At 64.7% G+C, this 312-nt stretch carries 1 protein-coding gene; it reads left to right on the forward strand.

Features of this window, described 5'->3' with window-relative positions:
* Window positions 1-312, forward strand: a 312-nt coding sequence (locus EN824_RS34245) for a protein adenylyltransferase SelO family protein (protein WP_189522288.1), incomplete at both ends; no start/stop codon positions are given.

Consider the following 312-nt stretch of genomic DNA (forward strand, 5'->3'; position numbering starts at 1 on the left):
CTGAAAGGCGCGGGCCGTACGCCCTATTCCCGTATGGGCGACGGGCGCGCGGTGCTGCGCTCGTCGATTCGCGAGTTCCTGTGTTCGGAGGCGATGCATCATCTGGGCATTCCGACTACCCGCGCGCTGTGCGTGATCGGTTCGGACCAGCCAGTGCGGCGCGAGGAAATAGAAACCGCCGCCGTGGTAACGCGCGTCGCGCCGAGCTTCGTGCGCTTCGGCCACTTCGAACACTTCTATTCGAATGACCGCACGGACGCACTGCGCGCGCTCGCCGATCATGTGATCGAGCGCTTCTATCCGCATTGCCGC

This window comes from Mesorhizobium sp. M8A.F.Ca.ET.181.01.1.1 (genome assembly GCF_004792025.1).
GTDB lineage: Bacteria > Pseudomonadota > Alphaproteobacteria > Rhizobiales > Rhizobiaceae > Mesorhizobium.